The organism is Mesorhizobium sp. DCY119, from assembly GCF_003590645.1.
Lineage (GTDB): Bacteria > Pseudomonadota > Alphaproteobacteria > Rhizobiales > Rhizobiaceae > Mesorhizobium_M.
In genome coordinates, this window is the sequence record NZ_CP031834.1 from 120,646 (window position 1) to 142,660 (window position 22,015).

Consider the following 22,015-nt stretch of genomic DNA (forward strand, 5'->3'; position numbering starts at 1 on the left):
CTTTGCGAAGCAGGCCGGGCGTTCCTATATCCGAGCTTCCTGCCGCCCGGAGACCTGCCCGTGATTCCACTTTCCGTTCTAGACCTGTCGCCGATCACCGAGGGCAGCACCGCCTCGCAATCGCTCGCCAACACGCTCGACCTGGCCCGCCACGCCGAGCGGCTCGGCTATAACCGCTACTGGCTGGCCGAGCATCACAACATGGCGGGCATCGCCAGTGCCGCCACCTCCGTGGTGATTGCCCATGTCGCCGGCGGCACCAAGACGATCCGCGTCGGTGCGGGCGGCATCATGCTGCCCAACCACGCCCCGCTGGTGATTGCCGAGCAGTTCGGCACGTTGGCTGCCCTTCACCCCGGCCGCATCGATCTCGGCCTTGGCCGCGCGCCGGGCACCGACATGAACACGGCCCGCGCGCTGCGCCGCAATCTCGAGGCCGGCGTCGACAATTTCCCGCAGGACGTGGTCGAGCTCATCAATTATTTCGCGCCTGCCGAGCCCGGCCAGCGCGTGCGCGCCGTGCCCGGAGAAGGCCAGAACGTGCCGGTGTGGATACTCGGCTCCTCCACCTATGGCGCGCAGCTCGCCGCCATGCTCGGCCTGCCCTATGCCTTTGCCTCGCATTTCGCCCCGGCAGAACTGGAGCATGCGATCGATATCTACCGCTCGCGCTTCCAGCCGTCGCAATTCCTGGACAAGCCTTACGTCATGCTCGGCCTGAACGTGTTTGCCGCCGAGACTGACGCGGAAGCAAAGTTCCTGTTCACCTCGCTGCAGCAGGCCTTCGTCAATCTGCGCACCGGCCACCCCGGCCCGCTGCCGGCACCTGTCGAGAACTACGACGCCGACCTCGACCCGATGGCCAAGGCCATGCTGGCGCAGGCGCTTTCCTGCGCCATCGTCGGTTCGCCGCAGACTGTGCGTACCGGCCTCGACGCCTTCATCCGCCGCACCGGCGCTGACGAGCTGATGGTGACGGCGCAGATGTTCGACCATGCCGCGCGGATCAGGTCGTTCGAGATCCTTGCGGAAGCGCATAAGGAGCTGTCGCAGGCGGCTTGAGGGCCGGCGCTCACCTCCCCCTTGAGGGGAGGTCGCTGACTGAGCGAAGCGAAGGAAGCGGGTGGGGTCGTCGCGGCAGTGCTCTACGTTCCTATGCGCCGAGCACTGCCGCGACGACCCCACCCGGCCCTTCGGGCCACCCTCCCCCCAAGGGGGAGGGAACTCAGCGCATCGCTTCAACCAACCCCTTGTCCGGATAACACGTCGCCGCGCGGCCGTTCTTGGCCTGCCAGACGCCGATCGAGCGGCGCGTCTTGAAGCCGGGCAGGCCGTCGGCGCTGCCGACATCGTAGCCGGCCTTTTCAAGACCGCGCTGCATCGCCGCCACGTCCGACCGGTAAAGCCCGCCGACCTTGCCCCAGGCACCGGAAAACCCCTTGTCGCCATGCGCGATGCGATCAGCACCATGGCCGATGAACAGCGCATAGAGATCGCTCATATTGTATTCCTTGAGCACATAGAAATTCGGCGTGACGATGAAGGCCGGGCCGCTGCGTCCCGCCGGCATCAGCAGGAAGCCTTCGGCCTTCAACTCACTGGCCGGAAACGGCTTGCCGCCGATGCGGGCAATGCCCATCGCCGCCCATTGCGATATTTTCTTGCCCTGATCCGGCCCTTCGAGCGAGCAAGAGACGCTGTCCGGCACGGTTACCTCGAACCCCCAGTCGCGGCCTTTCACCCAGCCGTAGTGGACGAGGTAATTGGCGATGGAGGCCAGCGTGTCGGGCACGGAGTTCCAGATGTCGGGATGGCCGTCGCCGTCGAAATCGACCGCATGCTTGAGGAAGGACGTCGGCAGGAATTGCGGCTGGCCGAGCGCGCCGGCCCATGACGATTTCATCTGGCCGGGATCTGCAAGCCCGCGCTGGACGATTTCGAGTGCGGCCAGCACCTCCTTGCGAAACATGTCCTTGCGGGTCGCCATGAACGCCTTGGTGCCCAGCACCTCGAAGGCGTTGTAGGGGATTTTCGCCGTACCAAAGCCCGACTCGCGGCCCCATATCGCCAATACCACCTCGCCCGGCACGCCGTAGCGCTTCTCGATCGCAGCCAGCGTCTTGGCATATTGCCCGGCGCGCGAGCGGCCGCCGGCGGTGACATTGCCGATCGGCGCGAAATAGCTGCCCGGCGAGCCGAACTCGGCCTGATGCTGCTTCTGCGGCGTCTTCGGCTTGGTGCCCGGCATGACCAGATCGGGCAGCTTCAGATCGGGCGAAACACCGGAAAAGGCAGCGTCGAAGGTCTTTTGGGAAATGCCGCGACTCTTGGCTTCGGGCCAAAGATCGCTCTTGAGCCATGCCTGGAACTGGTCATCGATCCTGGCGGCGGAAGCGGGAAAAGCAGCAAAGGCTACGGCAAGGGAGAACAAGATCGCGGTGAGATATCTCATCATTGGTTCCTGCCTCCAAATCTTGTCAAAACACCGTCCGCGATTTCAGCGCCGCTGCAAGCGTGCCCTCGTCCAGATAATCGAGCTCGCCGCCCACCGGCACGCCATGCGCCAGCCGGGTGATCTTGACGCCGAAATCGGCGAGCTGGTCGGTCAGGTAATGCGCCGTGGTCTGGCCCTCGACGGTGGCGTTGACGGCGATGATGATTTCCTTGATCTCGCCTTCGGAGACACGGCTGACGAGTTGCTTGATGTTGAGCTGGTCCGGGCCAATGCCGTCGAGCGGCGACAGCGTGCCGCCAAGCACATGATAGAGCGCGTTCATGGCGCCGGCGCGTTCCAGCGCCCAGAGGTCGGCGACATCCTCGACGACGATCAGCGTCGTGCCGTCGCGGCGCGGGTCGGTGCAGATGGTGCAGGGATCGACGGTGTCGACATTGCCGCAGTTGGAGCAGATGCGGACCTTGTCGACCGCCTCGCCCATGGCGTCGGCCAGCGGCACCAGCAACTGCTCCTTCTTCTTGATGAGATGGAGTGCCGCCCGCCGTGCCGAACGCGGCCCAAGCCCCGGCACCTTGGCCAGGAGCTGGATCAGGCGTTCGATTTCAGGGCCGGCGATTCGCTTGGACATGAGGGGGTTATAGAGTGAGTAGTGATCGAAGAGAATCCGCTACTCACTAATTCACTATTCCCTACTCACTAAAAGGGCAGCTTCATGCCGGGCGGTATCGGCAATCCCGCCGTCAGCGCCTTGGTCTTTTCCTGCATCACCGTCTCGACCTTGACCTTGGCGTCGTTATGCGCGGCAAGGATCAGGTCTTCGAGGATCTCGACATCGTCTTCCTTGAACAGCGACGGGTCGATCTTCAGCGACTTCATCTCGAACTTGCCCGAAATTGTCACCTGCACCAATCCGCCACCAGCCTGGCCGGTTGCCTCCAGCGTGGCGATTTCCTCCTGCATGGCCTGGAACTTGGCCTGCATTTCCTTCGCCTTGCCCATAAGGCCGAGAAGATCCTTCATGATCCCAATCCTTTGTTCGTCAGTTCTCGTCGTCGTCTTCGATCGGCGGCTCGGCCGGCATGTCGGCATCGGCTTCCGTATCCGGCGCATCGGGGATGCGCACGTCGATGATTTTTGCGCCCGGGAAACGGGCGAGGATGGCGGCGACCGTCGGGTCGGCCTTGGCATCCGAGAAGGCGTTATCGCGCTTTTCCGTTTCCATCTCGGAAAGCGTCTGCCCGCCCTCCTCGCGCGAAAGCGACACCATCCAGTGCCGTCCGGTCCAGGCCTTCAGCTTCACGGTCAGGTCGTTCAGCAGCGTCTTGGGCGCATCCGGCGTCAGGCTGACATCGAGCCGGCCCGGCTCGACCTTGACCAGCCGCACGCAGCGCTTGACCTGCACTTTTAGCGCCATGTCGCGGTTGGCGTCGCAAAGGTTTGCGACGTCCGCCAGCGATTTGATCGGAACGCTCGGCGTTTCCTCGACCACCGGCGAAGGCACGAAGGCTGCCGGGGCCGTTTCCGGCTCGCTCGCCACCAGCCGCATCGTCTGGCCGCCGCCATTGCTCGACGGCATCCGCGCCTGCGAGACGGCACTTGCGCCATTGCCGGGGCCGGAGGGTGCCGAAGACGTGGACGGACGCGGCGCAGCGCCATTGGAAGCTGTGCCGTCGCCGAGCGATTTGATCGCCTCGTCCAGCGTCGGCAAGTCGGCGGCATGGGCGAGCCTGATCAGCACCATTTCGGCGGCACTGATCGGACGGTTGGAAGACTGCACCTCGGGAATGCCCTTGAGCAGCATCTGCCAGGTGCGCGAAAGCACCCGTATCGACAGCGTCTGCGAAAATTCGCGACCGCGCACGCGCTCGTCTTCGGAAAGGGCGGCATCGTCACCGGCAGACGGCACAAAGCGCAGCCTGGTTACCAGATGGTTGAACTCGGCAAGGTCGTTGAGCACGGCGACGGGATCGGCTCCAACATCATACTGCGCCCGCAGATCCTGAAGGGCGGATGCCGCGTCACCCTTCATCACATGTTCGAACAGATCGACGATGCGCGCCCGATCAGCCAGACCAAGCATCGCGCGCACCGCTTCGGCGGTGACTTTGCCGGCGCCATGGGCGATTGCCTGGTCGAAGATCGACTGGGCATCGCGCATCGAGCCCTCGGCAGCGCGGGCGATCATCGAAAGCGCGTCATCTTCGACCTCGACGCTTTCCAGCCCGGCGATGCGTGCGAGATCGGCCTTGATCATCGACGCATCGATGCGGCGCAGGTCGAAACGCTGGCAGCGCGACAGGACCGTGATCGGAACTTTCCGGATTTCGGTGGTGGCGAAGATGAATTTCACATGCGGCGGCGGCTCTTCCAGCGTCTTCAACAGGCCGTTGAAGGCCTGCGTGGAGAGCATGTGCACTTCGTCGATGATGTAGACCTTGTAACGCGCCGAGACCGGGGCGTAGCGCACCTGCTCGATGATGTCGCGAATGTCGTCGATGCCGGTATGCGAGGCGGCGTCCATCTCGATCACGTCGACATGGCGGCCTTCCATGATCGCCTGGCAGTGTTCGCCGGGAATGGTGAGATCGACCGAAGGCTGGTTCACCTCGGCGGTCTTGTAGTTGAGCGCGCGCGCCAGAATGCGCGCGGTCGTCGTCTTGCCGACGCCGCGAACGCCGGTCAGCATCCAGGCCTGCGCAATGCGGCCGGAGGAAAACGCGTTGGTCAGCGTGCGGACCATCGGCTCCTGGCCGATCAGCCCGGTGAAATCGTTGGGACGGTATTTGCGCGCGAGCACGCGGTAGGCGGCGGTCTTGCCTGATGGTTGGTTTCCGGCTTCGCTCATCCGCCTGGCTTGCTCCCTTGGCCGCTCGGGTGCGACCGATTCCTCGGACAGAGTTTCGCCCGCACGGCTTGACGCCGTCAATGTCGCGGAAGAAGGGCGAAGAAGGTGGGAGGCTGGAACATGACCCGTTCCGGGCTCGTTAGGGCTGCTTCCTTCCGGACCTGACCCGGTTGGCGAGTGGATCGTCCACCACCAACCTCCCGGCTCTCATATCGGCAATTGCGCAATTAATTGCAAGAGCGAAGGCAAAAGCATGCGTCAAAAGCTTTCCCGGCCAATGAATCGCTTGCAGGTCGCAGGCCAGCACTCTAGCCTCCACGCAAAATTCGAGGAAACGCCAATGATGCCTGGCCTGAAGGCCGGATTTGAGCTGAACGCCCGACTGGAGGCGGACAGCGAGCCCCTGATGTGGCTCGGTCTGTGCGAGCTGCGCATCATGAATGACAGCCGCTGGCCCTGGCTCATCCTCGTGCCGCAACGACCCGGCATCGAAGAAGTGCATGACCTGACGCCGCTCGACCAGGCGATGCTGACCTTCGAGTGCAACACGGTGGCGCAGGCCCTCAAGAAGAGCACCGACTGCACCAAGATCAACACCGGCGCCTTGGGCAATATCGTGCGTCAGCTTCATATCCACGTCATCGCGCGATTCGAAGGTGACGCCGGCTGGCCCGGCCCTGTCTGGGGCCACGGCATGCGCGAACCCTATAAACGGTCTGACCTGCATGGTTTTTGCGAGAAGATACGGTCGGCACTACAGTAATCTTTTGAGCCATCATCGGACCCTGCATGACTTTTCGTCTATTCGACGCGCCTGAGCGCGAAGCGAGCCAATTCGTCGGCTTTGCCGGCAACCTCATAGATCGCCAGTCGGAAAACCGCAGCGACGATTCGGCCAGCAAGGCGCTGGCCGATCCGGCCGCGCGGCTGATGCTGGTGCGCGATGGGCGGCTTTTCCTGAAACTGACCGAGGGCGCCTTCGACGGTTATTTCAGCACCGACGAAATCCCCGCCTTTCAGCCGGTGCTGGATCAGGCGATCCTGCTCGGCTTTTCGGAAACCGGGCCGGTGCTGGCGGCTCCCGCCGGGCTCGACATCGAACAGCTTCCCGAAACGGTCAAGGCGATCGACTACCGCTCGGTCAACATGCAAGGCCTCATCGATCAGTCGGCGGTGGGCGCCATGGCGCAGGCTGCCGCGCTGCTTGCCTGGCATTCGACGCACCGGTTCTGCGGGCGCTGCGGCCACGAGACCGAAATGCGCGCCGGCGGCTACAAGCGCCATTGCCCGAACTGCAATGCCGAGCATTTTCCGCGCACCGACCCCGTCGCCATCATGCTGACGGTGACGCCGGAAAAATGCCTGCTCGGGCGCAGCAAGCATTTTGCGCCCGGCATGTATTCGGCTCTCGCCGGCTTCATCGAGCCCGGCGAGACGATCGAGGCGGCGGTGCGGCGCGAGACGCTGGAGGAAGCCGGCATCAGGCTCGGCCGCGTGGTCTATCACGCCAGCCAGCCCTGGCCGTTCCCCTATTCGCTGATGATCGGGTGCTTCGGCGAGGCGCTGAACGAGGATATCCGCATCGATGCCGAGCTCGAGGACTGCCGCTGGTTTTCCCGCGACGAGGTCCGCGACATGCTGGCCGGCAACCATGCCGGCGGCATTCTCGTGCCGCCGAAATCCGCCATCGCGCATCACCTGATCAAGGCGTGGGCCGAGAGCTGAACCGCCCCGGCCTATTTCGTCACGGAATACCGGACGATGAGGCTACCGTTCGAAAGTGGCCGCGATTCGGCCAGAGTAAGCTCGTGGCGAGCCCCCTTCTTGAACAAAAGCGTGCCTGATCCGAGAAGCCGCGGCACGACGCACAACAGGATCTCGTCGACCAGCCCCTGCTCCAGCAGCGAATGGATGAGGTCGGCGCTGCCGAAGACGTAGAGATCACGCTCGGCGTCCGCTTTGAGCCTGGCGATCTCGCCGCCGATGTCGGCCGTCACCCGCGTGTTGTTCCAGTTCGATGATGTGAGCGTGCGCGAAGCCACCAGCTTCGGCAAAGCGTTCATGAAGTCCTTGACGGGTCCTTCGTCTGTCGTGGTCGTCCAGTAGTCGCGCATGCCTTCATAGGTCACGCGGCCGAACACCAGGGCCTCGGCGCTGGCTCCGAACTCCAGCGACATTTTCTCGAGCTCCGGTCCCCAGGCCGTGTTGTGGAAATCGAGATCCCACTTCTTGTCGCCCTCGAAATAGCCGTCCAGCGTGACGAGGTTCCAAACGATAAGCTTTGCCATTTTTCTATTCCTCCAAAACCGGTTGCAAAACCAAATCGGTTTTCTTTGTAGCAAACTGATAGTGAATTGCAACCGGTTTTTGCAAACGTCGAACAGGAATTTGCGCCCGGCAGATTGCCTGACCAATGTCAGATAAATCTTGATCTCCATACATTGCCTGACTAAAGTCAGGTAATGAGCAAATCGCAAGTCGACCAGATCCGCAGCTTCAACCGCACGGTGACCCGCCGCATCGGCGCGCTGGAAGACAGCTATCTGCGCCGCGGTCGCCCGCTCGGCGAGGCGCGGCTGCTTTTCGAGATCGGGCCGGAAGGCGCGGGGCTGGGCGCGCTCCGCTCCCAGTTGGGGCTTGATTCCGGCTATCTCAGCCGCATGCTGCGTTCGCTCGAGACGCATGGCCTGGTTTCCGTCGACAAGCTTGACGGCGATGCCCGCAGCCGCCACGCGACCTTGACCGAAAAGGGCCGCGCCGAGCACGCGGCCTACGACGCCCTGTCGGACGATCTGGCGAATTCCATTCTCGAGCCGCTTTCGCCGGCAGCGCAGGACCGGCTCGTGGCCGCGATGGCGGAGGTCGAGCGCCTGCTGACCGCCGCTGCCGTCACCATCGGCGAGGAAGACGCCAATAGCACTGATGCCCAGCAATGCATGGCGCTCTATGTCGAGGAACTGGCGACGCGCTTCGAAGAAGGTTTCGACACCAGCAAGGGAAACAGCGTGAGGGGCGACGAGTTCATCCGCCCGCACGGCAGCTTCCTGATCGCCCGGCTCGACGGAAACCCTGCCGGCTGCGGCGCGGTACGCATGCTCGATGCCACGACGGCGGAGATCAAACGGATGTGGGTCGCACCCTCCGCGCGCGGGCTCGGCGTTGCCGGCCGCATGCTACACAGGCTGGAGGCGATAGCCCGCGAACTGGGCGCGCAAACGGTCTATCTCGACACCAACCGCGCGCTTAGGGAAGCGCAGTCGCTCTACAAGCGCGACGGCTATGCGGAAATCAAGCCGTACAACGACAATCCCTACGCCGATCACTGGTTCGCGAAGCGGCTGTAGATCATCGCTTCGGCGGGGCAATCGCATACGGCACAACAGACCCCCACTCCGTCTCGGCTTCGCCGAGCCACCTCTCCCCCTCAAAAGGGGAGAGGAAGGGAGCCAGCCTTGCGGCCGTGCGTTTCCTCTCCCCCGTCGATCGGGGGAGAGGTGGCTCGGCGAAGCCGAGACGGAGTGGGGGTCGAATTCTTATACGATAGCCTAAGCCGCCTTAGCTCAGTCGCTCATATTCCAGCTCTGGCGCTCGTCATTCGCCGGGTAGACGCCGAGAATGCGGACTTCCTTCGAGAAGAACCGCAGTTCCTCGAGCGCGTTCTTGAGACCCTGGTCTTCCGGGTGGCCTTCGACGTCGGCGTAGAACTGCGTCGCGGTGAAGGCGCCGAGCTGGTAGCTTTCCAGCTTGGTCATGTTGATGCCGTTGGTGGCGAAGCCGCCCATCGCCTTGTAGAGAGCGGCCGGCACGTTGCGGACGCGGAAGACGAAGGTCGTCATCATCTTGGCGTCGGGGCGCGGACGCTCCACCCACTGCTTGTTCTTGGTCAGGACGACGAAGCGGGTGACGTTGCTGTCGGTGTCCTCGACGTTTTCTTCCAGTATATCAAGGCCGTAGAGGCTGGAGGCCAGCCGCGGCGCCAATGCGCCCATCGTCCGGTCCTTCACCTCGGCCACCAGCCTGGCAGCACCCGCCGTGTCGCCGGCGACCACCGGCTTCCAGCCGTTCTTGCGGATGTATTTGCGGCACTGGCCGAGCGCGTGGATGTGGCTGTGGATCGTCTTGATTTCCTGCCGTTTCACGCCCGGCAGCACCATCAACTGGAAATGGATCGGCAGAAAATATTCGCCGACGATGTGCAGCTTCGATTCGGGCAGCAAATGGTGGATGTCGGCGACGCGGCCCGCGATCGTGTTCTCGATCGGGATCATGGCGAGATCGGCCTTGCCGGTTTCGACCGCGTTGAACGCATCCTCAAAGGTCGGGCACGGCAACGGCTCCATATCGGGATAGACGTTGCGGCAGGCCGTGTCGGAATTCGCGCCCGGCTCGCCCTGGAAGGAAATGCGGTTGGTCTTGTCGGGCATGGTCAGGCCTTGTCTTTATCTGGATAGAATTTCGCGGGCACGTTCGAGGTCTTCGGGCGTATCGACGCCCAGCGGCACGGTCGCCACGATCTCGGCATCGATGCGCATGCCGGCTTCCAGCGCGCGCAGTTGCTCCAGCTTTTCGCGCTTTTCCAGCGGCGACGGCTTGAGCTTGACGAAACGCTCCAGCGCCAAGCGGCGATAGGCATAGAGCCCGATGTGATGAAAAAGCGGCCCCTCGCCCCAGGGCGCGGTGGCGCGGGTGAAATAGAGCGCGCGCAGGCGATTTTCCGAAAGCGGCGAACCGACGATCTTGACCACGTTGGGATTGGTCTTCTCGTCGTTGCGGGTGATTTCGACGCCCAGCGTCGCGATATCGACCGCCGGGTTCTCGAACGGAGCAAGGGCCGCGCGGATCGTTTGCGGGTCGATCGTCGGCAGATCGCCCTGGACATTGATGATGGTCTCGACCGCACCGTCGGGGTCAACCGTCGTCAGCGCCTCGAAAATCCGGTCGGAGCCCGATTCGTGCTCGACGCGGGTCATGACGGCCTCGAAACCATGGGCGCGGACCGCATCCGCCACCTCCGCCGTATCCGTCGCCACCACGACGCGACCCAGTCCGCTTTCCCTGGCGCGCTCGGCAACATGGACGATCATCGGGCGGCCGCAGATGTCGGCGAGAGGCTTGCCCGGCAGGCGCGTGGCGCGCATTCGCGCGGGAATCAGGATGAGTGGTGACATGGAAGCTACAAATCGATCCGAAAGGGCAGTGGTTAAAGTGGCAAAAGGTCTCACTGGAACCGCCCTTATAGGTGTTGCAACGGTCGAGCAAAAGACCTAGTTTCCGCCCAATTCTGCCGGTCCCGACCGGTGGGGACGCAATGCCGTCGGCACCGGAAGCGACACTTCCGCTGGCAAGCCGGCCAAGGGAGACTGGGGCGAATGGACTCATTCGAATTCAACAAATTGATCGGCGGCCTCTTGGCTACCGTTTTCGTCGTCTTTTCGATCGCCCTCGCGTCCGATGCGATCTTCGCTTCGCCCGCTCCTGAAAAGCCCGGCTTCATCGTCGAGGCGGCCGAGGAAGCGCCTGCCGAAGGTGGCGCTGCCGCTCCGGCTGCCAAGCCGATCGCCGAGCTGCTTGCAACCGCCAATGCCGAAGCCGGCGCGGCCGTGTTCAAGAAGTGCCAGGCCTGCCATTCCGGCGAAAAGGGCGGCCCCAACAAGGTCGGCCCCGATCTCTGGGATGTCATCGACCGCCCCGTCGGCGAGCATGAAGGCTTTGCCTACTCGGCCGGCATGAAGGATTTTTCGAAGAACGGCGGCACGCACTGGACCTACGACAACCTCAACCACTTCCTCACCTCGCCCAAGGGCTTCGTGAAGGGAACGGCCATGGGTTTCGCCGGTATCAAGAAGGATGACGAGCGCGCCAACCTGATCGCCTATCTGCGCACGCTGTCGGACAGCCCGAAGCCGCTGCCTGAAGCGGGTGCGGCTCCGGCCGAAGGTGCGGCGCCTGCGGAAGGTGCGGCTCCTGCAGCCCCGGCTGAGGGTGCTGCTCCCGCCGCACCGGCACCGGCTGCTCCGGCACCAGCGCCCGCGCAGTAACGAAATAATCATCGCACAATCATGAAAAAGCCGGGTTCAGCCCGGCTTTTTTGTTAGCGTTTTCGCATATGGTCGCGAATACTGGACAAACATGGTTTCCATTTCGGCGCGACGCCCTACACTGAAGACCTGACGGAAAGGATGACGATGAAGGCAGGATTGACGCGAACGATCGGCAAACTCGGGCTTCTACCGGCCCTGCTCGCGGCAAGTCTTCTTTCGGCATCGGCCGACGAATGGCGGACATCGTCGACGCTCGGCGACGACACCAAATACGGCAGCGAATTCAAGCAGTACGACTACGTCAATCCGAACGCCCCCAAGGGCGGCACGCTGAACAGCATCGCGACGGGCACGTTCGACAGCTTCAACCCCTATATCGTGCAAGGTTCGCCTGCGGCCGGCTTTGCCGGCTTCGGCGGCGGCCTGCTCTATGAAATGCTGATGGAGCAGTCGATCGACGAGCCCGGCGTCAGCCATCCGATGATCGCAGACGCCTACAAATACCCGGACGACTATTCCTCGGCGACCTACCGGCTCGATCCCCGCGCCAAATGGCACGATGGCACGCCCATCACAGTCGACGATGTCGTCTGGTCGTTCAACACGCTGAAGGCCAACAGCCCGCAATACAGCCGCTATTACGTCAATGTGAAGGAGGCGGTCGCCATCTCGGATCGCGAGGTGGAATTCCGCTTCGACCAGAAGGGCAACCGCGAACTGCCCAAGATCATGGGCGACCTCGCTATTCTGCCCAAGCATTGGTGGGAAGGCACGGACAAGAACGGCAAGAAGCGCGACATCACCAAGCCGACGCTGGAAGCGCCGCTCGGTTCGGGCGCCTACAAGATCGAGAGCTTCAAGCCGGGCTCCGAAATCATCTGGAGCCGCGTGCCCGACCACTGGTCGGCCAATGTCGGCGTCAATGTCGGCCGCAACAATTTCGACCGCCGCCGCTACGTCTACTTCCTTGACGATACCGCCGCATGGCAGGCATTCACCAAGGGCGGTATCGAGGACATCGAACGGGAAGCCAGCGCGCGCCGCTGGATGACCGTCTACAACTTCCCGGCGCTGAACGCCGGCGATGTCATCAAGCGGGAATTCAAGGCGACCGGCCTGCAGAACATGCAGGCTTTTGCGATGAACCTGCGCCGGCCGCTGTTCCAGGATAAGCGCGTGCGCGAGGCGCTTACCTACGCCTTCGATTTCGAGACCATGAACCGCACCCAGTCCTTTGGCCTGAACGTTCGCACCAACAGCTACTTCATCGGCAGCGAGCTTGCCTCGAGCGGCTTGCCGCAGGGCAAGGAGCTGGAAATCCTCAACCAGTACAAGGACAAGCTGCCGCCGGAACTGTTCACGCAGGAGTTCAAGCTGCCGGTCTACGAGACGCCGCAGTCCGAGCGCGAGAACCTGCGCAAGGCGATCGCGCTGTTTGCCGAAGCCGGGTGGAAGATCCAGAACGGCAAGATGACCAACGAGAAAGGCGAGCCGTTTACCTTCGAGATCATGGACAGCCGGCAGGGCGTCGAGCCGACGATCAACCCCTACATCGCCATGCTGCGCAAGATCGGCGTGACCGCCTCGCTTCGCATCGTCGACACCAGCCAGTACATAAACCGCGTCAACGATTTCGATTTCGACATGATAACCACGGTTCTTCCGCAGTCGAGTTCGCCGGGCAACGAACAGCGCGATTACTGGAGCACCAAGGCAGCCGATTCTCCCGGTTCGCGAAACTACTCCGGCATCAAGGATCCGACCGTGGATGCGCTGGTCGACCGGGTCATCTTCGCCACCGACCGCGAAGACCTCGTCGCCGCCACCCACGCGCTCGACCGGGTGCTGTTGTGGAACTACTACTACATGCCGCAGTTCAGCCGGCCCGATGTCTGGCTGGCCTACTGGAACAAGTTCGGGGTCCCCGACAAGCAGCCTGACTATATCGGTCCCGACATCGATTCCTGGTGGATCGACCCCGAGAAGGAAAAGGCGCTGGCCGCAAAATACAAGAGCGGCAATTGATGGCGGCGAGGCTCGCTCGACGAACATTTCTGGCCGGGGCCGCATCGGCCGTTGCAGCGCCCCTGCTGCCCGGCCTTGCCTTCGCTGAAACGCCCACCGGCACCAGGCTGCACGGGCTATCAGCCTTCGGCGACCTCAAATATCCGGCGGATTTTACCCATTTCGACTACGTCAACGCCGACGCGCCAAAGGGCGGCATCTTCAATTTCTCGCCGCCCAGCTGGTTCTACAATCAGAGCCCGCTGACCTTCAACACGTTGAACTCCTTCACCGCCAAGGGCGACGCGCCGCCGCGCATGGAAATGTGCTTCGATTCGCTCATGACCGGCGGCATGACCGGCGCGCTCGATGAGCCCGACGCCGTTTACGGGCTGCTTGCGGAGAGCGTGACCCTTTCGGAAGACCGCAACACATTCGAATTCGCGCTGCGCCCCGAAGCAAAATTCAACGACGGCACGCCGCTGACGGCCGAGGACGTCGCCTTTACCTTCAACCTCTACAAGGACAAGGGCCACCCCGACCTGCTGCTGCCGCTGGCCCAGATGACGCAAGCCGTGGCCGTCGATGCCCGCACCTTGAGGCTCAGCTTTAACGGCAAGCAATCCGCCCGCACGATCCTCAACGTCGCCGGCTTCCCGATCGTGTCGAAGGCCTATTTCGAGGCCAATTCCTTCGACAGCGCCAATATGAAACCGCCGCTTGGCTCCGGGCCCTACAAGGTCGGCCGTGTCGCTCCCGGCCAGACCATCGAATATGAGCGCGTTGCCGATTATTGGGGCCGTGACCTTCCGGTCAATCGCGGCCTCTACAATTTCGACCGCATCCGCATCGAGTTTTACCAGGACCGGCAGGCCGGCTTCGAAGCCTTCAAGAAGGGCGACGTGCTCTATCGGCAGGAATTCACCGCTCGCGTCTGGGCGACAGGCTACGACTTTCCCGCCCTCAACCAGGGCAAGGTGGTCAAGCGCGAATTCCCGGCCGAGAAGCGTCCTTCCATGCAGGCCACCGCCATCAATCTGCGCCGCGAACGCTTCCGCGACAGGCGCGTGCGGCTGGCGATCAACATGTGCTTCGACTTCGAATGGACGAAGCGCAACCTGTTTTACGGTTCCTACGACCGTTCGCAGTCCTGTTTCGAGAAGTCGGACTATCGCGCCGAAGGCATGCCTTCGCCTGAAGAGCTGGCGCTGCTGGAGCCGCTGCGCGGGAAGATACCGGACGAGGCCTTCGGCGAGGCCGTCGTGCTGCCGGTGTCCGACGGCTCAGGCCGCGACCGCAAGCTGCTGGGTGCGGCCTCGAAGCTTCTGACTGAAGCCGGCTGGAAACGCTCCGGGCAGTTCCTCGCCAACGACAAGGGCGAGAGCCTCAGCGTCGAACTCCTCGTCGATGACGAAGGCTGGATCAGGATCGCTTCACCCTGGATCGAGAACATGAAGGCGATCGGCATCGACGCCTCGATCCGCAGCGTCGATTCGGCGCAATATGGAGCGCGGCAGGCGGAATTCGATTTCGACCTGATCGTGATGGCGCTGTCCTTCGATGCAACGCCGACGCGTGAAAGCCTGGAAGGCATTTTCCATTCGCGCTCGGCCACGCTTCCCGGCTCGCGCAATCTGCCTGGAACGGCCGACCCCGGCATTGATGCCCTGGTGGAGGCTGCCGGCACCGCGACAGACCGCAAAACGCTGACGACTGCACTGCGCGCACTCGACCGGGTCTTGCGCGCGCGGCAAGACTGGATTCCAAGTTGGTACCTGGCGAATCATCGGGCAGCCTTCTGGGACATGTTCGGCTACAAGGAGCCAAAACCCGACTTCGGCTTTCCGGTGGAAGCAATGTGGTGGTTTGACAAGGACAAGGCGGCAGCGATTGGCAAGGCCTAGGTTTATAGTTTTGGGAATAGACTGCATCCCTTCTAGCTCGTCGATGGGGCTTGCCTGATGGGCGCCTATATCCTCCGGCGCATTCTGCTGATGATCCCGACGCTGCTCGGCATCATGGCGATTTCCTTTGCGGTGGTGCAGTTCGCGCCGGGTGGCCCGGTCGAGCAGGTGATTGCCAAGCTGACCGGACAGGGCGGCGATTCGAGCGACCGCATCTCAGGCGGCAGCGGTGCGGATGCCGGCGTCACCAATTTCGACGCGAGCGGCGTCACCTCCTCCAAATATCGCGGCGCGCAGGGGCTCGACCCCGAATTCATCGCCAAGCTCGAAAAGCAGTTCGGCTTCGACAAGCCGCCGCTCGAACGCTTCGGCCTGATGCTGTGGAACTACGCCCGCTTCGATTTCGGCCAGAGCTATTTCCGCGATATCGGCGTGCTCGACCTCATCATCGAGAAAATGCCTGTGTCGATCTCGCTGGGGATATGGCTGACGCTCATCTCGTACCTGATCTCGATCCCGCTCGGCATCCGCAAGGCGGTGAAGGACGGCTCGACCTTCGACACCTGGACCAGCGGCATCATCATCATCGGCTACGCGATCCCTGCCTTCCTGTTCGCCATCCTGCTGATGGTCCTGTTTGCCGGTGGCTCCTTCTTCGACTGGTTTCCGCTGCGCGGCCTGACCTCGGACAATTGGGACCAGCTCTCCTGGGGCGGCAAGATCGTCGACTATTTCTGGCACCTGGCCCTGCCGATGACGGCCATGGTGCTGTCGCAGTTCGCGGTGCTGACGCTGCTCACCAAGAACTCCTTCCTCGATGAAATCCGCAAGCAATATGTCGTCACCGCCCGCGCCAAGGGGCTGACGGAACGCAGCGTGCTTTACGGCCACGTCTTCCGCAACGCCATGTTGATCGTCGTCGCCGGCTTCCCCGGCGCCTTCATCTCGGCCTTCTTCACCGGCTCGCTTTTGATCGAGAACATCTTCTCGCTCGATGGGCTCGGCCTGCTCGGCTACAAATCGATCCTCGACCGCGACTACCCGGTTGTCTTCGCCAATCTCTACATCTTCTCGCTGATCGGCCTGTTCGTCAGCCTGCTTTCTGATCTCACCTATACATGGATCGACCCGCGCATCGATTTCGAGCGGAGGGACGTCTGATGGCCGTCGTGGAGGACGTCACCACCCGCCCGGTTTCAAAGCCGTGGCTGTCGCCGCTCAACCAGCGGCGCTGGGCCAACTTCAAGGCCAACCGCCGGGGCTACTGGTCGCTGTGGATTTTTCTGGTCCTGTTCGTGCTGTCGCTGTTTGCCGAATTCATCGCCAACGACCGGCCGATTCTGGCCTCCTACAAGGGCGAAATCCTGTTTCCGGCGGTGATCGACTACCCGGAAGAAAAATTCGGCGGCTTCTACGCCGTCACCGACTATCGCGACCCGGTGATCAGCGACGAGATCACCTCGAACGGCTGGATAATCTGGCCGCCGATCCGCTACCACTACCGCACCGTCAACAACGAGGTCCCGGAAGCAGCACCGGCCAAGCCGTCCTGGATGTACGACAAGCAGACGCGCTGCCAGCGCTACCCGAAAGGGGTCGATGACGAGAACTGCAACATCGGCAACTGGAACTGGCTCGGCACCGACGACCAGGCCCGCGACGTGCTTTCGCGCTCCATCTACGGCTTCCGCATTTCGGTGCTGTTCGGCCTGATCCTCACCGCCGGCTCCGCCCTCATCGGCGTCTCGGCCGGCGCCATGCAGGGCTATTTCGGCGGCTGGACCGACCTTCTGTTCCAGCGCTTCATCGAGATATGGTCGGCCATTCCGGTGCTCTACCTCCTGCTGATCATCTCGGCGATCCTGCCGCCCGGCTTCTTCATCCTGCTCGGCATCATGCTGCTGTTCTCCTGGGTCGCCTTCGTCGGCGTGGTGCGGGCCGAGTTCCTGCGCGCCCGCAACTTCGAATATGTGAATGCCGCCCGCGCGCTCGGCGTGCCCAACCGCACCATCATGTTCCGCCACCTGCTGCCCAACGCCATGGTGGCAACGCTGACCTTCCTGCCCTTCATCCTCAACGGCTCGATCTCGACCCTGACCTCGCTCGACTTCCTCGGTTTCGGCCTGCCACCCGGCTCGGCCTCGCTTGGCGAGTTGCTCAAGCAAGGCCAGCGCAACCTCAACGCGCCCTGGCTGGCGCTGTCGGGCTTCGTCGTGATTTCGCTGATGCTGTCGCTGCTGATCTTCATCGGCGAAGCCACCCGCGACGCCTTCGACCCGAGGAAGACGTTCAAATGATTTCTCGTTCATGGTATAATTTCGCCAGTTTTCTACCATGGAGACGATCATGGGCATGAACATCAAGAGCGAAAAGGCACAACGCCTGGCACGGCAGCTGGCCGACGAGACCGGACAGAGCATGACGGCCGCCGTCGAACAGGCGCTGGAGGCCGAAATCGCGCGGCTGCATCTGCAACGGGATATTGCAGAGCGCAAACGGCGCGTTCGCGAGATCGTCAAGAGCTTCGGACCGGTTCCCGAAGGCGTAACCAGCGATCACTCTGACCTGTACGACGAATGGGGATTGCCAACGTGATCGTAGATGCGTCGGCACTTCTTGCGATCATTTTCGACGAGCCTGACGGCGAGCGCATGGAGAACATGCTCATCGAATCGCAGCAGCGTCCGGTGATGTCGCCGGTCAATTTCCTCGAAGCAACGGTTCGCGTCGATCAGATGAAGTCGGAAGCAAAGTCGCGGAAGCTGGACGAGCTCTTCAAAGCCCTGGCCATCGAGATCACGACAGTTACGCCCGAACAGGCTTATCTTGCCCGCGAAGCCTACCAGAAGTTCGGCAAGGGCAATCACATCGCCAAGCTCAACCTCGGCGATTGCTTCGCCTATGCGCTGGCCAAGGCGCGAAACGAACCGCTCCTGTTCAAGGGCGACGATTTCAGGAACACCGACATCGAGGCCGCCATTTGACCTCCCCCCTCCTCTCCGTACGCGATCTTTCCGTCGCCTTCACGCAAGGCGGCAAGACGCAGACCGCGGTCGACCGCATTTCCTTCGATATCGCCAAGGGCGAGACCGTGGCGCTTGTCGGCGAGTCGGGCTCGGGCAAGTCGGTCTCGGCGCTGTCGGTGCTGAAGTTGCTGCCCTACCCGGCCGCCAGCCACCCGTCCGGGCAGATCCTGTTCGACGGGGCCGACCTGCTCGCGCTCGGCGAGAAGGATCTGCGGCGCGTGCGCGGCAACAAGATCACCATGATCTTCCAGGAGCCGATGACCTCGCTCAATCCGCTGCACACGATTTCGCAGCAGATCGTCGAAATCCTGAAGCTGCATCGCGGCATGGCCGACAAGCCGGCGCGTGTGCGAACGCTGGAACTGCTCAACGAGGTTGGCATCCGCGATCCGCAGAAGCGCCTCGACGCCTATCCGCACCAGCTCTCCGGCGGCCAGCGCCAGCGTGTCATGATCGCCATGGCGCTCGCCAACGAGCCGCAACTGCTGATCGCCGACGAGCCGACCACCGCGCTCGACGTCACCGTCCAGGCACAGATCCTCGAGCTTCTCGACGGCCTCAAGAAAAAGAACGGCATGTCGATGCTGTTCATCACCCATGACCTCGGCATCGTGCGCAAGGTCGCCGACCGCGTCTGCGTCATGACCAAGGGCAAGATCGTCGAGACCGGCCCGACCAAGGACATCTTCGCCAATCCGCAACACGAATACACCCGCCATCTTCTGGCGGCCGAGCCGAAGGGCAAGCCGCCGCTCGCCGACGATACGGCAAAGACCGTCATGTTGGGTCGCGACATCAAGGTGTGGTTCCCGATCAAGGAAGGCTTCTTCCGCAAGACGGTCGATCATGTGAAGGCGGTCGACGGCATCGACGTGACGGTACGCGCCGGCCAGACGCTCGGCGTCGTCGGCGAATCCGGTTCGGGCAAGACGACGCTCGGTCTGGCGCTCGCCCGCATGATCTCCTCCAGCGGCAAGATCAATTTCAACGGCCGCGACATCAACCAGCTCTCCTTCAACGACATGCGCCCGCTGCGGCGCGAATTGCAGATCGTCTTCCAGGACCCGTTCGGCTCGCTCAGCCCGCGCATGTCGGTCTCCGACATCATCGAAGAAGGGCTGAAAATCCATGAGCCGAAGCTCTCCGACGCCGAGCGCGACAAGCGCGTGGTCGACGTTCTCAACGAAGTCGGCCTCGATCCCGAAACGCGCTTCCGCTACCCGCATGAGTTTTCCGGCGGCCAGCGCCAGCGCATCGCCATTGCGCGGGCCATGGTGCTGAAGCCGCGCTTCGTCATGCTGGACGAGCCGACATCGGCGCTCGACATGAGCGTGCAGGCGCAGGTGGTCGACCTGCTGCGCGAGCTTCAGGCCAAGCACGACCTCGCCTATCTCTTCATCAGCCATGATTTGAAGGTCATTCGGGCGCTCGCCAATGACGTCATCGTCATGCGCAACGGCCAGATCGTGGAATCCGGCCCTTCGCGCCAGATTTTCGAACAGCCGCAGTCGGACTATACTCGCGCCCTGATGTCGGCCGCGTTCAAGATCGAGACCGCGCCGGTCGGCGTCGTCAGCGAGTAGACACACAAGAAAAGCAACAGAACGGGGAAACGTCTGGCATGCAGAAGGGCCGCATCCTGCTTTCGGTCACCGGGTTCAATCCGCAACGATGGCACGAGCTTTTGTCAGCGAGCCGCGAGGTGGTGCTGAAACCGGATGGGCCGGAAGACCCCTCCATCACCTATGCGGTGGTGTGGAAGCAGCCGGCCAACATCCTGGCGAAACTGCCCAATCTGCGCGCGGTCTTCTCCATCGGCGCCGGCGTCGATCACCTCTTCAACGATCCCGGCTTGCCCGATGTGCCGATCGTGCGCGTGGTGGCCGACAATCTCACCCAGCATATGGTCGAATACATCGTGTGGCGGGTCATGGATCATCACCGCCAGGGCGCGCTTTTCCGCAACCAGCAGCAGAAGAAGATCTGGCACGAGCCGCCGCAGCGGCTGGCCGGCGACATTTCGGTCGGCATCATGGGGCTCGGCGAACTCGGGCGCGCTGCCGCAAGCGTGTTGCTCGGCCTCGGCTTCCGCGTCAATGGCTGGGGCCGCACCGATCGGCCGATGGCCGGCGTGGAGACCTATCACGGCGATGCCGGGCTGGTGCCCTTCCTCAACGCCACCGATATCCTCGTCGTGCTGCTGCCGCTGACGCCGGCCACCAAGGGCATCATCGACTACGGCGTGCTGCGCCAGCTGCGCCGCCGCAACGGGCTCGGCGGTGCTGTGCTGATCAATGCCGGGCGCGGGCGGCTGCAGAAGGACGTGGACATCGTCCGCGCGCTGGAAGACGGAACGCTGAAGGAAGCGAGCCTCGACGTGTTCGAGGTCGAACCGCTGCCCAAGACCAGCCCGCTGTGGTCGCATCCCAAGGTGTTCGTGACCCCGCATTCCGGCGCCACCTCCGACCCTGCCCATCTTGCAGCACCAATGCTGGCACAGATGGACGCCTTCGAGCGCGGCGAGCCGCTGCAGAACGTCGTCAACCGCGAGGCGGGCTACTAGGCGCGCACCTTACTGTGAATCCGAAAGCTGCGCTTCGATGGCGGCCTTGTCGATGATCGACCATACGTTCTCGATGCGGTTTTCCCGAAACTCATAGAATACGTTCTCGGCAAACGAGACCTTCTTGCCGTTTACGGGGAGGCCGAACAGCATGCCTTTCGGCGTGCAGTCGAACTGCAGGCGGCTGGCTATACGCGGCGGCTGCGCAATCAGCATCTTGATGTCGAAATAGAGATCCGGAATCGCCCGAAAATCGCCCTCCAGCATCTCGCGATAACCCGCCAGCCCGATCCGCTCGCCGTTGTAATGAGCCTCCTCGTGAACAAACTGCCCCAGATTCGCCCAGTCCTGCTTGTTCAGGCAGGCAATGTAGCCGCGGTAGATATCGGAGAGGTCGGGTGTCGTCATGGGTGTGCATTCCGTGCTGCCAAGGTTCCTGGTGCAAGGTAGGCGAGGACGCCACAACCGTCCAAAGCATTATGTGGCCGGTCCTGATGTTGACGCGCGTTCTGCGCCGTTGAGGCTCATGCTACGCCCGGGATGACGAAGAGACGGCGGCGCCTTTAGCGGGAACCTTGGCGATTAGCAGCGACAGCCATGAAGTCGTCATCCCGGAAACCGCAGCGAAGCGGAGGTTATCCGGGACCCATTGGCCTGATCGTCGTCAAGCACGGCCCGGTCCTGATATTGACGCGTTCTGCGCCGCTGAAGCTCTTTTGCATTCCGGCATGGATCCCGGGTCTCCGCTTCGCTCCGCCCGGGATGACGAGGTGGTGGGTGTCGCCGCTAATCGCAAACGTTGTTGACTGCCGCACAGCAGGCGCGGCTACCGCGCCGGAGACGTAACTGCCGCGCGCCAGCGTTGACGATTAGCGAAGACCTAACATGCCGTTCGTCATCCCGGGCGCAGCATGAGCGAAGCGCATGCGGGGGTCGCTCTTGCGACGGATCCATGCCGGACCATCGATGACGGCTGCTGCGGTGCAGAACTGCCGAAGCTGAAACCAGCGGAAACTGTGGGGGAAAGATTCACCGCAAATTTCCCGCCAACCCATTGTTTCCACTCACCCCACACATTTTTTCACTCCCAATCTTTCCACACCCTCAAACACCGCCCGCATAATCCCCCCATCGCTCCTGCGGGACCGGGTCTGGAACCGGGATCAAGGGGGAGTGG

The 22,015-nt window shown here is 62.7% G+C and carries 21 protein-coding genes and 1 other RNA gene; 13 read left to right on the forward strand and 9 right to left on the reverse strand.

Annotation, left to right across the window (positions count from 1 at the left end):
- Positions 1–60: 60 nt before the first annotated feature.
- Positions 61–1,062 (forward strand): LLM class flavin-dependent oxidoreductase, encoded by a 1,002-nt coding sequence (locus tag DZG07_RS00590; RefSeq protein ID WP_119813535.1) that lies wholly within the window; start codon positions 61–63, stop codon positions 1,060–1,062.
- 163 nt (positions 1,063–1,225) lie between these two features.
- Here the strand turns inward: DZG07_RS00590 and DZG07_RS00595 are convergent, their stop codons facing one another.
- The 5 genes from DZG07_RS00595 to ffs form a co-directional block, all read right to left on the reverse strand.
- On the reverse strand, positions 1,226–2,455 hold the full coding sequence (locus DZG07_RS00595) for a lytic murein transglycosylase (RefSeq protein WP_119813537.1): 1,230 nt from the start codon (positions 2,453–2,455) through the stop codon (positions 1,226–1,228).
- A gap of 22 nt (positions 2,456–2,477) precedes the next feature.
- The gene (gene recR, locus DZG07_RS00600; protein WP_119813539.1) at positions 2,478–3,083 is read right to left on the reverse strand and encodes a recombination mediator RecR; all 606 of its coding nucleotides are present in this window, start codon (positions 3,081–3,083) and stop codon (positions 2,478–2,480) included.
- A gap of 68 nt (positions 3,084–3,151) precedes the next feature.
- A complete protein-coding gene (locus DZG07_RS00605; RefSeq protein WP_091917364.1) occupies positions 3,152–3,475 on the reverse strand; it encodes a YbaB/EbfC family nucleoid-associated protein in 324 nt (107 codons plus the stop codon).
- Between the two features lie 19 nt (positions 3,476–3,494).
- Positions 3,495–5,300: a DNA polymerase III subunit gamma/tau gene (locus DZG07_RS00610; protein ID WP_119813541.1), complete on the reverse strand. Its 1,806-nt coding sequence runs from the start codon at positions 5,298–5,300 to the stop codon at positions 3,495–3,497.
- Positions 5,301–5,404: 104 nt separating this feature from the next.
- Positions 5,405–5,502: signal recognition particle sRNA small type (gene ffs, locus DZG07_RS00615), an RNA gene on the reverse strand.
- A gap of 138 nt (positions 5,503–5,640) precedes the next feature.
- On the opposite strand from ffs, the gene DZG07_RS00620 reads away from it, so the two are divergent.
- Positions 5,641–6,063 (forward strand): HIT family protein, encoded by a 423-nt coding sequence (locus DZG07_RS00620; protein ID WP_091917362.1) that lies wholly within the window; start codon positions 5,641–5,643, stop codon positions 6,061–6,063.
- A gap of 26 nt (positions 6,064–6,089) precedes the next feature.
- Positions 6,090–7,025, forward strand: a complete 936-nt coding sequence (gene nudC / locus DZG07_RS00625; RefSeq protein ID WP_119813543.1) for an NAD(+) diphosphatase — start codon at positions 6,090–6,092, stop codon at positions 7,023–7,025.
- Positions 7,026–7,036: 11 nt separating this feature from the next.
- Here nudC and DZG07_RS00630 read toward each other — a convergent pair whose 3' ends face one another.
- Positions 7,037–7,588 carry a dihydrofolate reductase family protein gene (locus tag DZG07_RS00630; protein WP_119813545.1) on the reverse strand — a complete coding sequence of 184 codons (552 nt, stop codon included), beginning with the start codon at positions 7,586–7,588 and terminating at the stop codon, positions 7,037–7,039.
- A gap of 174 nt (positions 7,589–7,762) precedes the next feature.
- Between DZG07_RS00630 and DZG07_RS00635 the strand changes: the two genes are divergently transcribed.
- Positions 7,763–8,644 carry a helix-turn-helix domain-containing GNAT family N-acetyltransferase gene (locus DZG07_RS00635; protein WP_119813547.1) on the forward strand — a complete coding sequence of 294 codons (882 nt, stop codon included), beginning with the start codon at positions 7,763–7,765 and terminating at the stop codon, positions 8,642–8,644.
- A gap of 216 nt (positions 8,645–8,860) precedes the next feature.
- On the opposite strand, the gene DZG07_RS00640 is transcribed toward DZG07_RS00635, so the two are convergent.
- On the reverse strand, positions 8,861–9,724 hold the full coding sequence (locus DZG07_RS00640; RefSeq protein ID WP_091917358.1) for a prephenate dehydratase: 864 nt from the start codon (positions 9,722–9,724) through the stop codon (positions 8,861–8,863).
- 15 nt (positions 9,725–9,739) lie between these two features.
- On the reverse strand, positions 9,740–10,468 hold the full coding sequence (locus DZG07_RS00645) for a 3-deoxy-manno-octulosonate cytidylyltransferase (RefSeq protein ID WP_119813549.1): 729 nt from the start codon (positions 10,466–10,468) through the stop codon (positions 9,740–9,742).
- Positions 10,469–10,669: 201 nt separating this feature from the next.
- Between DZG07_RS00645 and DZG07_RS00650 the strand changes: the two genes are divergently transcribed.
- The 9 genes from DZG07_RS00650 (at position 10,670) to DZG07_RS00690 (ending at position 20,838) form a co-directional block, all read left to right on the forward strand.
- Positions 10,670–11,338, forward strand: coding sequence for a cytochrome c family protein (locus tag DZG07_RS00650; protein WP_119813551.1), 669 nt, complete (start codon positions 10,670–10,672; stop codon positions 11,336–11,338).
- A 147-nt stretch (positions 11,339–11,485) separates the two neighbouring features.
- Entirely contained in the window at positions 11,486–13,366 is a 1,881-nt protein-coding gene (locus DZG07_RS00655) for an extracellular solute-binding protein (RefSeq protein ID WP_119821268.1), read from the forward strand.
- Positions 13,366–15,249, forward strand: a complete 1,884-nt coding sequence (locus tag DZG07_RS00660; RefSeq protein ID WP_119813553.1) for an extracellular solute-binding protein — start codon at positions 13,366–13,368, stop codon at positions 15,247–15,249. Before DZG07_RS00655 ends, DZG07_RS00660 begins: the two co-directional genes overlap by 1 nt.
- 57 nt (positions 15,250–15,306) lie before the next feature.
- A complete protein-coding gene (locus DZG07_RS00665) occupies positions 15,307–16,410 on the forward strand; it encodes a microcin C ABC transporter permease YejB (protein ID WP_091917354.1) in 1,104 nt (367 codons plus the stop codon).
- On the forward strand, positions 16,410–17,546 hold the full coding sequence (locus DZG07_RS00670; protein WP_119813555.1) for an ABC transporter permease: 1,137 nt from the start codon (positions 16,410–16,412) through the stop codon (positions 17,544–17,546). The genes DZG07_RS00665 and DZG07_RS00670 overlap by 1 nt, the downstream gene beginning before the upstream one ends.
- 49 nt (positions 17,547–17,595) lie before the next feature.
- The gene (locus DZG07_RS00675) at positions 17,596–17,844 is read left to right on the forward strand and encodes a type II toxin-antitoxin system VapB family antitoxin (RefSeq protein ID WP_162931526.1); all 249 of its coding nucleotides are present in this window, start codon (positions 17,596–17,598) and stop codon (positions 17,842–17,844) included.
- Positions 17,841–18,233, forward strand: coding sequence for a type II toxin-antitoxin system VapC family toxin (locus DZG07_RS00680; protein ID WP_119821270.1), 393 nt, complete (start codon positions 17,841–17,843; stop codon positions 18,231–18,233). The genes DZG07_RS00675 and DZG07_RS00680 overlap by 4 nt, the downstream gene beginning before the upstream one ends.
- Positions 18,230–19,858 (forward strand): ABC transporter ATP-binding protein, encoded by a 1,629-nt coding sequence (locus DZG07_RS00685; protein WP_119813559.1) that lies wholly within the window; start codon positions 18,230–18,232, stop codon positions 19,856–19,858. Before DZG07_RS00680 ends, DZG07_RS00685 begins: the two co-directional genes overlap by 4 nt.
- A gap of 38 nt (positions 19,859–19,896) precedes the next feature.
- Positions 19,897–20,838, forward strand: a complete 942-nt coding sequence (locus DZG07_RS00690) for a glyoxylate/hydroxypyruvate reductase A (protein WP_119813561.1) — start codon at positions 19,897–19,899, stop codon at positions 20,836–20,838.
- A gap of 9 nt (positions 20,839–20,847) precedes the next feature.
- Here DZG07_RS00690 and DZG07_RS00695 read toward each other — a convergent pair whose 3' ends face one another.
- Positions 20,848–21,246 (reverse strand): ester cyclase, encoded by a 399-nt coding sequence (locus DZG07_RS00695; RefSeq protein ID WP_119813563.1) that lies wholly within the window; start codon positions 21,244–21,246, stop codon positions 20,848–20,850.
- Between the last annotated feature and the right edge of the window lie 769 nt (positions 21,247–22,015).

Bases quoted from the DNA above. Each gene is read 5' to 3' on its own strand.
- DZG07_RS00635 (WP_119813547.1), top strand. From the start codon at position 7,763: ATGAGCAAATCGCAAGTCGACCAGATCCGCAGCTTCAACCGCACGGTG.
- DZG07_RS00650 (WP_119813551.1), top strand. From the start codon at position 10,670: ATGGACTCATTCGAATTCAACAAATTGATCGGCGGCCTCTTGGCTACC.
- DZG07_RS00695 (WP_119813563.1), bottom strand. From the start codon at position 21,246: ATGACGACACCCGACCTCTCCGATATCTACCGCGGCTACATTGCCTGC.
- DZG07_RS00665 (WP_091917354.1), top strand. From the start codon at position 15,307: ATGGGCGCCTATATCCTCCGGCGCATTCTGCTGATGATCCCGACGCTG.
- DZG07_RS00630 (WP_119813545.1), bottom strand. From the start codon at position 7,588: ATGGCAAAGCTTATCGTTTGGAACCTCGTCACGCTGGACGGCTATTTC.
- DZG07_RS00620 (WP_091917362.1), top strand. From the start codon at position 5,641: ATGATGCCTGGCCTGAAGGCCGGATTTGAGCTGAACGCCCGACTGGAG.
- DZG07_RS00595 (WP_119813537.1), bottom strand. From the start codon at position 2,455: ATGATGAGATATCTCACCGCGATCTTGTTCTCCCTTGCCGTAGCCTTT.
- DZG07_RS00655 (WP_119821268.1), top strand. From the start codon at position 11,486: ATGAAGGCAGGATTGACGCGAACGATCGGCAAACTCGGGCTTCTACCG.
- DZG07_RS00645 (WP_119813549.1), bottom strand. From the start codon at position 10,468: ATGTCACCACTCATCCTGATTCCCGCGCGAATGCGCGCCACGCGCCTG.
- recR (WP_119813539.1), bottom strand. From the start codon at position 3,083: ATGTCCAAGCGAATCGCCGGCCCTGAAATCGAACGCCTGATCCAGCTC.
- DZG07_RS00610 (WP_119813541.1), bottom strand. From the start codon at position 5,300: ATGAGCGAAGCCGGAAACCAACCATCAGGCAAGACCGCCGCCTACCGC.
- DZG07_RS00690 (WP_119813561.1), top strand. From the start codon at position 19,897: ATGCAGAAGGGCCGCATCCTGCTTTCGGTCACCGGGTTCAATCCGCAA.
- DZG07_RS00675 (WP_162931526.1), top strand. From the start codon at position 17,596: ATGGGCATGAACATCAAGAGCGAAAAGGCACAACGCCTGGCACGGCAG.
- DZG07_RS00660 (WP_119813553.1), top strand. From the start codon at position 13,366: ATGGCGGCGAGGCTCGCTCGACGAACATTTCTGGCCGGGGCCGCATCG.
- DZG07_RS00640 (WP_091917358.1), bottom strand. From the start codon at position 9,724: ATGCCCGACAAGACCAACCGCATTTCCTTCCAGGGCGAGCCGGGCGCG.
- DZG07_RS00670 (WP_119813555.1), top strand. From the start codon at position 16,410: ATGGCCGTCGTGGAGGACGTCACCACCCGCCCGGTTTCAAAGCCGTGG.
- nudC (WP_119813543.1), top strand. From the start codon at position 6,090: ATGACTTTTCGTCTATTCGACGCGCCTGAGCGCGAAGCGAGCCAATTC.
- DZG07_RS00605 (WP_091917364.1), bottom strand. From the start codon at position 3,475: ATGAAGGATCTTCTCGGCCTTATGGGCAAGGCGAAGGAAATGCAGGCC.